Consider the following 10,136-nt stretch of genomic DNA (forward strand, 5'->3'; position numbering starts at 1 on the left):
CTCGACCGCCTGGCCTCGGCGAGATCCCACTCCGTCATTTACCGTCGGCTCGGTTGTCCCGGCGTGGACTATCGAAGAAGCGTTGCAGAGCTTGATGTTCCGGCGCGTGTTACGTTCATGGTGTCGGCCAAGCCGTCGGCGTGGGTTCGGGTGATCCACCACACCGCAGTGGCATCAACCGTACCCGGCTAGCGTAGTAACATTCTAGTCGGATCGGGTACGCGTCCACGGGTGCAATACACTGGAGTGAATCGATCACTTCGCACACCTAGGATCCCATGGTCAGTCAGCGCCTCAATCGAAGCGGTCAAGCGTATGAGCAGCTCACCGCGGAGATCCTCCGCGGTCGCTGGCAGCCGGGCGACACGCTCTCGACTTATGCGCTGTCCGAGGAGCTGCAGATCAGTCGCACGCCGGTGTCCGAGGCCCTCAAGCGACTGGAGTCAGAGGGACTCGTGGAGATCATCCCCCAGGTCGGGTGTCGCGTTGTTCGGCCGAGTTCCACGACCGTCACCGAGCTGTTCGCGATACGTGGCGTGCTCGAGGGCCTCGCCGCCGAGGTGGCCGCCAAAGCGATGAGCGCCCAGCAGCTCGCTGAGCTCGGTGGCGTGCTCGAGCGGATGGAAGCGGCCATTGATCATGGGGACGAAGTGGCCTACGGTGACCTCAACTACGAGTTCCACCTGAAGATCATCGAGGGTAGCGGCATGCCGCGGCTCATCCAGAACGTCGAGGGCGTGTGGTCGCTGCTGCGCTATCAGCTTGCGCGGCTTCCGTTCACGGGCGACCAGATGGGGGAGTCGATGACGGAATCCAGAACCGAGCATCGGGCCATCTTCGAGGCGCTCGAGCGACGTGCCACCAAGCGCGCCCGGACCCTCGCAGAGCAGCACACCCGTCGGTGCGGCGACCGCTTCGTCGCCTACCTGGAGGGTGTCGCCGCCCCGCGGCGAGGAGGAGAGAAGCCATGACACAGCTGTCGGCATTGATCGCTCGTGCCCTCGACGACATGTGTGAGTACCAGGAGCGCTTCACGCGCGACCCCGGCCATGCCCAGGTGTCGCTCGCCGGCGTTCCACACGCCCTGGTTCCGACCCACGTCGTGGCCAGCGACCTGCCGCGCGAGTTGGTCGAGATCCTCGGTGCCGAGCTGGCACCCGCGGTGATGTACCGGTTCGGTCGGCTCATCGGGCTCAGCCACGCGGCGGCGTTCTTCGCGGACCGCAAGATCGGCATGACCGAACCGCAGTATCGCGTGCTTACCGGCCCGTTCCACTTCGCATGGGCGGGCTACGGAGACGTGCAACTGCTGCTATGGGAGCCCAAGCTCGACGAGGACATCCTCGTGCTGTGGGAGTCGGACAACTCGTTCAGTGCGCGAGAGGCGCTGAACGACGGGCACCGCAGCCGGGCCTGCCATCTCCAGGCGGGATACGCGGCGGGCTGGGCCTCGGAGGCGACAGGCCTCCCAATCGATGTGCAAGAGATCGCCTGTCGGGCAGAGGGCGTGTCGTACTGCCGCTTCGCGATGGCCCACCGCGATCGTGTGTCGCTGTGGATGCGCGATCCGCGCCTGCACCGCCCGACCAAGCAGTACAAAGTGATGCCGGCCAGTATGCCCCGCGCCGCGTCCGCCTGACGACGCGTCGGCAAGGTTGCCGGCTGACGAGCGGCGACCCCTTGCGTGCGCCACAGTTCATGCGAGCCCTGGGTACTGGCGCTGACCACACCCCTTTCGCCCTGACGCAGCAGCGTCCAACCGCGGCGCGCGCAAGGGAAAGACGAACGATGTGGGCAGCCGACGAGCACGGGCACGCGCTACGCCAACGAGAGGTCCGCACAGCCCGCCCGTCGCTTCAGGTTGGAATGATCAAGGGCCGCAGCGGGTCCCAACCTCGCTGCGGCAGGGCAAGGTAACGCGCCCTCGGCATCATCGGTGGAGTGCCGTGTGTACTCGACCCGCGCATGTCCAATGCTGATGATGTGACCTGGCCCAGGGCGGCGTCCCGGTCGCGCGTCGACCGGGACGGTCCTCATCTGTCGTTCCGCGTCGGATGCTCGATGCAGGGCGGACACCACCCTCGTGCGCGAGGCTTTCCGGTCACACCGACCAGTCGGTGCCGTCGATCTGGCCCATCATCTTCATCGCTGCTTCCAGGGATGGAAGGTTCGCCAAAGCGACCGACATGGGGCCGCGGAACTTGACCTTGCGGGTGACCATCGCCTTGGATGCCGGAAGTTCGCCCCGGCCGAGGCGCTGCCAGGTGTCCGTATTGGCTGTCAGCACGAACTCGGGCTTGACGCCGTCAGCCGGGGCGCCCGCCCGGACGACCTCGCCGAGGACCACCTGGATCTGACCTGCGCGGCTCTCGTCCTCGGCGAGTCGGTACTCGATGACCATGCTCAGTTTCTTGAGTCCCTGGCGTGTCGCCTCGGTGTTGTTCCACCGCTCGCCGTATGTCTGCATCCACTCGGGTGAAAGGACGGGTGTTGTCATATTGCGCTCTCCTTGTTGGTGGCCCACGACACACAATCCGGTCGTCGGTGACCTGCGACACAAAATTAAGTTGACCGATGTGAGCAAAGATACTAACATGGTAGAACGTCAGTCAAGTAGCTGGCTTTGCGCGGGGTCGAATTCGCTTCGTAGGCCCGCACTTTCAGGGTTCGTAGGCCCGCACTTCCAGAAGGAGAAAGAGAATGTCTGACTCGAGAAAGCCGAAAGCATGCTGAGCAACGAACTCCGGCAGACCCTCCAGAAGGGTTTGCACGACGTGAAGTCCAACTGGACCGTCCCCGCCTCGATCATCAACGATCCCGAGGTGCACGACGTCGAGCGCGAGCGGGTCTTCGGTCACGCGTGGGTCTTTCTCGCGCATGAGAGTGAGATCCCCGAGCGCGGTGATTACGTCGTGCGGTACATCTCCGAGGATCAGTTCATCGTCTGCCGCGACGAGGACGGCGAAATCCGCGGGCACCTCAACGCTTGCCGCCACCGCGGTATGCAGGTGTGCCGCGCGGAGATGGGGAACGCCTCACACTTCCGGTGCCCGTACCACGGCTGGACCTACAGCAACACGGGAAGTTTGGTCGGCGTGCCGGCCGGCAAGGACGCGTACGGCAATCAGCTGAAGAAGTCCGACTGGAACCTGCGGCCGATGCCGAACCTGGCCACCTACAAGGGCCTGATCTTCGGCTCGCTGGACCCGAACGCCGATTCGCTGGAGGACTACCTCGGCGATATGAAGTTCTACCTCGATATTGTTCTGGACCGCAGTGACGCCGGGCTGCAGGTCGTCGGCGCCCCGCAGCGGTACGTGATCGACGCGAACTGGAAGCTCGGCGCAGACAACTTCGTCGGCGACGCCTACCACACCCTGATGACCCACCGCTCGATGGTCGAGCTGGGGCTCGCCCCGCCCGACCCGCAGTTCGCGCTCTACGGAGAGCACGTCCACACCGAGCACGGTCACGGCCTGGGCATCATCGGTCCGCCGCCGGGTATGCCGCTGCCGGAGTTCATGGGCATGCCGGAGAACATCGTCGAGGAGTTGGGGCGTCGGCTCACGCCGGAGCAGGTCGAGATCTTCCGGCCCAATGCCTTCATCCATGGCACCGTGTTCCCGAATCTGTCGATCGGCAACTTCCTGATGGCCAGGGATCACCTCTCCCCGCCGTCGCCGTTCCTGACGCTGCGCCTCTGGCACCCGCTCGGACCGGACAAGATGGAGGTGATGTCGTTCTTCCTCGTCGAAAAGGAGGCGCCCGACTGGTTCAAGGACGAGAGCTACAAGGCCTACCTGCACACCTTCGGGATCTCCGGTGCCTTCGAACAGGACGACGCCGAGAACTGGCGCAGTATCACCCGTGTTCTGGGTGGTCAGTTCGCCAAGACAGGGGAGCTCAACTACCAGATGGGGCGCGGCGTTCACGAGCCCGACCCGAACTGGCCCGGACCCGGGGAGGCCTACCCGATGGACTACGCCGAGGCCAACCAGCGCAACTTCCTCGAATACTGGATGCAGCTCATGCTCGCGGACACACCGCTGCACGCCGGCAACAGCAACGGCAACGGCAAGGTGGAGACGTCGGCGCCGGCCGCCCCCAAGACCCCAGCGAAAGCGGAGGCGTAGGCCATGAGTACGCAGACACAGATCTCGGCCACCACCGTCCGTGAGATCACCGACTGGCTCTACATGGAGGCCGGGCTGCTCGACGCCGGTAGGTACCGGGAATGGATGGACCTCGTCGCCGAGGACCTGAGCTACATTGTGCCCCTGAGGGTCACCCGGGAGCGTGAGGCCGTGACCGACGTCGTCGAGGGAATGACCCACATGGACGACGACGCGGACTCGATGGAGATGCGCGTGCTGCGCCTCGAGACCGAGTACGCGTGGGCAGAGGACCCGCCGTCGCGCTCACGGCACTTCGTCACCAACGTTCAAGTCGCGCCGGGCGATAGCGAGGACGAGTTCGAGGTTACCTCGAACCTGCTGCTCTACCGCACCCGCGGTGACGTTGCTACCTACGACATCCTCTCGGGCGAACGTAAGGACGTGCTCCGGCGCGCGGGCGACGGCTTCCGTCTCGCCAAACGTGTTGTGCTGCTTGATCAGACCACGATAATGACACACAACCTCGCCCTGATCATGTGACGGAGGAGCCTACATGAGCATCATCCACAACGACCGCGGAGAACCGATAATCCAGATCGCCAACGAGTTCACGGTGATCCAGGTCGGCTACACCCGCACCGGCAGTGGTGAGCGCCTCGTCATCACCTCGCCGCGCCTCAGATTCCAGACCCATCTGGATCCGCTGCAACTCGAGAGCCTCACCTGGCAGACGCCGGACATGTACGCGGCGCTGCTCGACACGCCCTACGGACCGGGCTCGGAACTCAAAGCGAGCCCCCTGTCGGCTCTATTCAGAAAGGACTGATTCCCTTGGGATTCCTGGACGGCAAGGTGGCGCTCGTCACCGGCGGCGGATCGGGTATCGGCCGCGCTGTGGTCGAGCTCTACGTGCAACAGGGCGCAAAAGTGGGGATCCTCGAGATCTCCCCGGAGAAGGTGAAGGACCTGCGTAACGCACTGCCCGCCGACTCCGTCGTGGTGACGGAAGGCGACGCCACGTCGATGGCCGACAACGAACGCGCCGTCGCCGACGTCGTGGACGCGTTCGGGCCGCTCACCACGCTCGTCTGCGTGGTCGGCGTATTCGACTACTTCACCGAGATTCCGCAACTGCCCAAGGACAAGATCAGCGAGGCATTCGATCAACTCTTCGGCGTCAACGTCAAGAGCAACCTGCTCAGCGTGAAGGCGGCGCTCGACGAGCTGATCGAGAACGAGGGCGACATCATTCTCACCCTCTCCAACGCTGCGTTCTACGCCGGTGGCGGCGGCCCGCTGTACGTGTCGTCGAAGTTCGCCGTACGCGGCCTCGTGACCGAGCTCGCGTACGAGCTGGCGCCGAAGGTGCGCGTCAACGGCGTGGCACCAGGCGGCACCATCACCGAGCTGCGCGGCATCCCTGCTCTGGCCAACGAGGGCCAACATCTCAAGGACGTGCCGGACATCGAGGGTTTGATCGAGGGCATCAATCCGTTGGGCATCGTCGCCCAGCCTGAGGATCACTCATGGGCATACGCGCTTCTCGCCTCGCGGGAGCGGACCTCGGCGGTGACCGGCACCATCATCAACAGCGACGGCGGTCTCGGGGTCCGCGGTATGACGCGGATGGCGGGTCTCGCGCAGTGAGGGTCGGCGCGTGGGTGGGCCACTCCTCCCACGCGCCGTGACGGGTTCGGAGGTCCACCAGCACGGCGAAGGTCCCCGCCGTCGGGCTGGTGTCCGCTGCGATCATTCCTGCCCAGCCCGACCGTTCCTGACCTTCAGCGGCCACCGCGCGGGGGGCGCTTCCCGAACCGTTAGGACGTCAAACGACGACATTGGAAACGACACCTTCACATCGGAGATGGCATGGCACAAAAGTTCGGAGTCAATGACCTGCGCGGCGTCGTCGCGGTCACGCCGACCCCGGCGCTCCCCGGCGCGGGGGAGCTCGCCGGGCGCGACACGGTCGACCTCGAGGAGACGGACCGGATGATCCGGCGGCTGATCGCCGACGGCGTCGACGGCATCATCACCAACGGCACGCTCGGCGAGATGGCAACCCTGACCCTCACCGAGTGGCAGGCATTCACACGGCGCGTGTCCGAAGTCGTGTCCGAGGTCGCCCCCGACCTGCCGCTGTTCATCGGGGCGACCACACTGAATACCCGTGACACCGTCGACCGGATCCGCTTCCTGGAAGATCTCGGGATACAGGGGGTGTTCCTCGGTCGTCCGATGTGGGGCGGACTCGGCGCCGACACGATGGCCGCCTTCTACCGCGATATCGCCGACACGTTCCCCGACATGGCAATCGTGCTCTACGACAACCCTGAAGCATTCAAAGGCCCGATCCCATCACCGGTCTACGCCGAGCTCGCCACGCTGCCCCAGGTCATCGGCGCGAAATACATTGCGCTCACCCCGAAGTTCGCGGTGGACATCGCCGCGGTCGACGGCAAGATGCGGCTGCTGCCGCTCGAAAGCGACTGGCTGGCGACCCGCACCCTCTACCCGGACGAGGCGCTTGGCTGTTGGAGCAGCAGCGCGCTGTGCGGCCCGGAGCCCGTGCTCGCCCTTCGGGACGCACTCGCGTCCGGAAACCTCGATGCGGCGCGACATCTGACCCATCGCATCGACTGGACCTACGAGCCGTTCCTCGCCCGTACCAACTTCCCCGAGTTCTCCAAGTACAACGTCACCCTGGAGAAGCTCCGCTTCGACGAGGCTGGCTACATCAACGCCGGGCCCGCCCGTCCCCCATTTCTGACAGCACCCGAGGCCTATGCCGAGGGGGCGCGCGAAAACGGACGTCGGTGGCGCCATCTCGTCGACGAAATCACCACCACGAACTAGTGCCGCATCAGGCTACGTTTGCCCTGTCGACGATCTCGCGTAGCCGTTGATCCTCGGCGTGCTTGTTACGCCAGATGATGTACCGACGAATCATCGACGCCTGCTCCCGATGACTGCCGTGATCGGTGCCATCGAGCGCGAAGTACCGCAACGCCGTGAACTGCGCCTCGATACGGTTCAGCCACGAACTGTTCGTCGGCGTGTACGCGAATTCGACATTGTTCGCCTCCGCCCACTCGGCGACCCGTTGGCACTTTCTCGTGGTCAGGTGCGGTGCGAAGTTGTCGCACACGATCGCGATACGGACCTCGGCCGGATACAAGGTGCGCAGGTAGCGGCAGAATTCGAGGAACTTGGTGCGGTTCTTCGTTGTCTTCACATGCCCGAACAGCTTGTCCTTGCCCAGGTCGTACGCGGCGAACAGATGCCGAACCCCGTGCGGACGGTTGTACGTCGCCCGTCGACGTCGCGGCTCGCGGTTCGGGTCCTTGTGCTTGCCGCCACGCTCGGCCCACTGCCGACCTGGATGCGGCTGCAAGTTCAAGGGCCCGAACTCGTCGAGACAGAAGATCACCTGTGGCTCATCAGGTTCGGGTACCACGTCGCCGTCGGCGAGAGCGTACAGGTGCTCCACTCGCGCCTTCTTGACCGCGTAGTCCGGGTCTTTGGACCGTTTCCAGGTTTTCACTTTTTGAAAGGAGACACCCTCCTCGCGGAGCAGCACGCGTAGACCTTCGTGGCTGATGTCGTCGATCACCCCCTCGGCGACCAGGAACTCGGCGAGTTTGGTCAGGCTCCAGGTCGAGAACGGCAGGTCGTGTTCGGTCGGGACCGATTTGGCGATCTTCTTGATCTCGCGGCGTTCGGGGAGGGTGAATTTCTTGGGCCGGCCGCCGGCGTATTTCGGGTAGAGCGAGTCGAATCCGTCGGTGTTGAAGTTGTGGATCACGTCGCGGACACGGTCGGCGCTGGTGAAGCTGACTTCGGCGATCTTGGGCACCGGCATGTTCTGGGCGGAGAGCAGGATCATCTGGGCGCGGCGCCAGGTCACCACCGATCCGGTGCCGCGGCGGATGATCCGTACCAGCCGTTTGCCTTCGTCGTCGTCGAGTTCTCGCACTCGTACTCGTTCTGCCACTCGACCAGGTTGACCGATGCCGTGGCCGATATGCCGCAACTGGTCGGCGTGTCGGCCCAGAACGGGGCGAAGGTTCACGGGTGCGGCACTAGCTGCCCCGGTTACTTCGTTTCGTTCGGGTGGCTGGTGTGGACCTGCTCCAGGAAGACCGTTCGCTCGTGGACGTAGTACCAGATGCGTGCGGTGCCCTGCGCCGTCGGTTTGTGCTGCCAGCGCTGGTGGGTCGCGCCACCGCGCGAGATTATGCCGAGCTCGCCCTTGAGCCGGTAGTTCGTCGCGGTCGTGGCCAGGGGCGTCCGCGTGAGGAAGTCCCAGGTCTCCGTCATCGGGTTACGGATCGTCGCGACAAGGTCCCGCCACCCCTTTTCGGCGTCGGTGGTGGCGAAGCGGATCTCGTACTCGACTTTCTTCGGAGGGCGGGGGACCAGCTCGCCCTTCTTGGCGGCCGCCACGATTACGGACGCCCTACGGTCTCGGCAGCGTCGTTGTCGAGCCACTCGAGGTCGGCACTGCCGAGCCCTGCGGCGACGGCCGTGGCCGTCTCTTTCCAGGATGTCAGCTCGGCGATCGCCAGGTGCGGCTGGTCGGTGGAGAACGAGGCGCGCGCCGCGTCCACGAGGTCCTGCGCGCAGGACTCCCGGTCGGCGGGCGACAGGGCGAGCATCCACGGGAAGGCCTTGGCCATGCGCTCGGCGAGCGAGCCGCTGTCGTCGAGGGTGACGGTGATGAGCTGCGCGGCGAAGTGCAGCAGCCGCGAGCGGCCCTCGGCCTCGCGTTGCGACATCAGGACCAGTGCCTCGCCATCGCGGCGGGTCACCGTGACGGGGTGGTCCTCGGCCTCGGCGAAGACCTCGGCGGAGTGCTTACTCAGGTCCGAGGAGCGTCGGGTCCGGGCGGGGAGGTCTGCTGCGATGGTCATGGGCCCATGGTATTCGGAACGTGTTCGGAAGTCTAGGTGCGGTCACGGGTGAGCCAGGCAGCACTCCCGTCAGTTGCCGTGCGAGGCAGGTCAGGGCGGCGCCCAAGCTTTTTGTCTTCGGCGCGTCGACATCTCTGGGTGAGAGGCGATGTCGTGTCGAGGTGGGTGCTGTGCTTCTTCATGTAGGGGATGTACATGTGCTTTCCCTCAGCTGATGTCGCTGTGAGGTTGTCTCTGTCGTATGGGCTGTGGCGGGGCATGTCTTTGTGCTCGTACTACGGATGTGGGTTGTGGGTGGGGTTGTTGGTCTTGTCCCAGTCGGGCAGCTTCGGCAGGGGGGTGTCCAGAATGGTGTGGGCCAGGACGAGCGCGAGTGCGAGGGTGTGGGTGAGGGGTCGGAGGAGGGTGGAGATCATGGAGGGTTCTTTCTTCTGAGTTCGCCAGTGGGGCGGGTGGTGAAGCCCGGGCGCCCGCGTAGGGGAGGCGGGCGCCCGGGGTGGGTCGACGTGTCGACCCGGGGATTCCACTTGCCGCCGGCAGGGGGATGGGGATGGCGGTTCGTGGAGTGAGGTCTTTCGAGTGGACGGAGATTGTCAGCCACTGGTTCTTCAGGATTGTCGATGGGGTGTTGAAAGTCAATACGAACGTTGTTTGCCTGTGTTTTTCAATTATGTTGTGCCGAAATAAAGTTGGTAAAATTAGTCTGACTGAACAGAATATAAAGGTTTTGCGCATTGAATGTTGATGAGAGTGTCGTATTTTGGTGTTGCAAAACATGTTCCGTATTTTTAACCGTCGTGTCGGAATGGGTGTATGAAGGTGTGGTGGGGTATGATGAAATCATGACTTCGGGACGAGTTGAGAGCGGTGTGGCGGTGGTGTGCACGACGCGCGCAGCGCGTCCTGGTTTCTCGATTCTTACTGATGACGGGCTGATGATGACGATGAAACATATTGGTGAGTACGGAGTATCGGTTTCGAGTGGAGCGCAGCGACGCGGGCGACGGCAACGATTCGGGACCCTGTTCGAGCCGCGCAGCGGCTCCCTGGTGGGGAGCGCAGCGACCCGCCCCGTTCCCCGACGCGAAGCGTCGGGGAGAGCGCCGCG

Annotated in this window: 12 protein-coding genes; 7 read left to right on the top strand and 5 right to left on the bottom strand. The window is 64.3% G+C overall.

Features of this window, described 5'->3' with window-relative positions:
• Positions 1–278 precede the first annotated feature (278 nt).
• Both ACZ46K_RS00775 and ACZ46K_RS00780 read left to right on the top strand, forming a co-directional pair.
• Entirely contained in the window at positions 279–971 is a 693-nt protein-coding gene (locus ACZ46K_RS00775) for a GntR family transcriptional regulator (RefSeq protein ID WP_017681829.1), read from the top strand.
• Positions 968–1,639: a V4R domain-containing protein gene (locus ACZ46K_RS00780; protein ID WP_054807224.1), complete on the top strand. Its 672-nt coding sequence runs from the start codon at positions 968–970 to the stop codon at positions 1,637–1,639. Before ACZ46K_RS00775 ends, ACZ46K_RS00780 begins: the two co-directional genes overlap by 4 nt.
• A gap of 462 nt (positions 1,640–2,101) precedes the next feature.
• Here ACZ46K_RS00780 and ACZ46K_RS00785 read toward each other — a convergent pair whose 3' ends face one another.
• Positions 2,102–2,497, bottom strand: a complete 396-nt coding sequence (locus tag ACZ46K_RS00785) for an SCP2 sterol-binding domain-containing protein (RefSeq protein WP_464743298.1) — start codon at positions 2,495–2,497, stop codon at positions 2,102–2,104.
• 229 nt (positions 2,498–2,726) lie between these two features.
• On the opposite strand from ACZ46K_RS00785, the gene ACZ46K_RS00790 reads away from it, so the two are divergent.
• The 5 genes from ACZ46K_RS00790 to ACZ46K_RS00810 all read left to right on the top strand — a co-directional run bounded on the left by ACZ46K_RS00790 (position 2,727) and on the right by ACZ46K_RS00810 (position 6,971).
• Positions 2,727–4,133 carry a Rieske 2Fe-2S domain-containing protein gene (locus ACZ46K_RS00790; RefSeq protein WP_464743300.1) on the top strand — a complete coding sequence of 469 codons (1,407 nt, stop codon included), beginning with the start codon at positions 2,727–2,729 and terminating at the stop codon, positions 4,131–4,133.
• Between the two features lie 3 nt (positions 4,134–4,136).
• Complete coding sequence (locus ACZ46K_RS00795; protein ID WP_054807225.1) at positions 4,137–4,655, top strand: aromatic-ring-hydroxylating dioxygenase subunit beta; 519 nt, start codon at positions 4,137–4,139, stop codon at positions 4,653–4,655.
• A 13-nt stretch (positions 4,656–4,668) separates the two neighbouring features.
• On the top strand, positions 4,669–4,941 hold the full coding sequence (locus ACZ46K_RS00800; RefSeq protein WP_054807226.1) for a hypothetical protein: 273 nt from the start codon (positions 4,669–4,671) through the stop codon (positions 4,939–4,941).
• Between the two features lie 5 nt (positions 4,942–4,946).
• On the top strand, positions 4,947–5,762 hold the full coding sequence (gene hcaB / locus ACZ46K_RS00805; protein ID WP_054807227.1) for a 3-(cis-5,6-dihydroxycyclohexa-1,3-dien-1-yl)propanoate dehydrogenase: 816 nt from the start codon (positions 4,947–4,949) through the stop codon (positions 5,760–5,762).
• 222 nt (positions 5,763–5,984) lie between these two features.
• The gene (locus ACZ46K_RS00810; RefSeq protein ID WP_005570095.1) at positions 5,985–6,971 is read left to right on the top strand and encodes a dihydrodipicolinate synthase family protein; all 987 of its coding nucleotides are present in this window, start codon (positions 5,985–5,987) and stop codon (positions 6,969–6,971) included.
• A 7-nt stretch (positions 6,972–6,978) separates the two neighbouring features.
• On the opposite strand, the gene ACZ46K_RS00815 is transcribed toward ACZ46K_RS00810, so the two are convergent.
• From ACZ46K_RS00815 to ACZ46K_RS00830, 4 genes are all read right to left on the bottom strand, one after another.
• On the bottom strand, positions 6,979–8,109 hold the full coding sequence (locus tag ACZ46K_RS00815; protein ID WP_054807598.1) for an IS630 family transposase: 1,131 nt from the start codon (positions 8,107–8,109) through the stop codon (positions 6,979–6,981).
• Positions 8,110–8,210: 101 nt separating this feature from the next.
• Positions 8,211–8,561 (bottom strand): hypothetical protein, encoded by a 351-nt coding sequence (locus tag ACZ46K_RS00820; RefSeq protein WP_054720130.1) that lies wholly within the window; start codon positions 8,559–8,561, stop codon positions 8,211–8,213.
• A gap of 2 nt (positions 8,562–8,563) precedes the next feature.
• Positions 8,564–9,028 (bottom strand): prevent-host-death protein, encoded by a 465-nt coding sequence (locus tag ACZ46K_RS00825; RefSeq protein WP_464743302.1) that lies wholly within the window; start codon positions 9,026–9,028, stop codon positions 8,564–8,566.
• 275 nt (positions 9,029–9,303) lie between these two features.
• On the bottom strand, positions 9,304–9,444 hold the full coding sequence (locus ACZ46K_RS00830; RefSeq protein WP_464743304.1) for a hypothetical protein: 141 nt from the start codon (positions 9,442–9,444) through the stop codon (positions 9,304–9,306).
• Positions 9,445–10,136: the final 692 nt, after the last annotated feature.

The sequence above is a fragment of the Rhodococcus sp. JCM 9793 genome, assembly GCF_055380405.1.